Source organism: Lysinibacillus sp. GbtcB16 (genome assembly GCF_019091145.1).
Classification (GTDB): Bacteria; Bacillota; Bacilli; order Bacillales_A; family Planococcaceae; genus Lysinibacillus; species Lysinibacillus fusiformis.
Map to the genome: position 1 here is coordinate 1 of NZ_JAGXJV010000815.1, position 240 is coordinate 240.

The 240-nt window shown below is 40.8% G+C and carries 1 protein-coding gene; it reads left to right on the plus strand.

Annotated features, from left to right (window positions below):
• Positions 1 to 81: 81 nt before the first annotated feature.
• A partial coding sequence (locus KVT27_RS27440) for an RpiB/LacA/LacB family sugar-phosphate isomerase (RefSeq protein WP_217582313.1) occupies positions 82 to 240 on the plus strand: 159 nt, incomplete at its 3' end.

A 240-nucleotide genomic window follows, 5' to 3' on the forward strand; every position in this document is an offset into this window, starting at 1 on the left:
TTTTAAATAATGGTGTTATCGACTAAATACGAAGCAAATGATTGAGTCAATCAAAAAGCAGAAGGGAATGGGATATAAGTCGTGAATATTGCATTAGGTAACGATCATTGCGGCTATTCGATGAAAGCGGTTGTCCGTAAGGCTTTGGAGGTATTAGGTTGCACGATCATAGATCATGGTTGCCACTCTGAGCAGCCAGTTGATTTTCCGGATATTGCTCGTTTGGTGTGTGATACAGTG